1 protein-coding gene is annotated in these 241 nt (G+C 52.7%); it reads left to right on the top strand.

The window, feature by feature from the left end:
- Positions 1-13: 13 nt before the first annotated feature.
- Complete coding sequence (locus ACYP03_RS27655) at positions 14-175, top strand: Hsp20/alpha crystallin family protein (RefSeq protein ID WP_459782889.1); 162 nt, start codon at positions 14-16, stop codon at positions 173-175.
- Positions 176-241: the final 66 nt, after the last annotated feature.

Genomic DNA, 241 nt, shown 5'->3' with positions numbered 1-241 from the left:
AGGGCAAGCTGTTTTGACAGAACGACGCTACGACAGCTATTCGCGCACTTTCCAGTTTGGCCAGAACATTGCCGAACACGACATTGAAGCGGCCTATCAGGATGGTGTTTTGCGTCTGGTCATGCCGAAAACGGCCACCAGTGAGCCTGAAGTACGGAAAATTGAAGTCCGTTAAGCGTGAAGGCACATTCAAACAAGAAGGTGCGGGCAGCGATGCCGGCACCTGCTTTCAGTCAGACAG

Source organism: Photobacterium sp. R1 (assembly GCF_054600795.1).
This window is presented reverse-complemented; position numbering and strand designations above follow the sequence as displayed.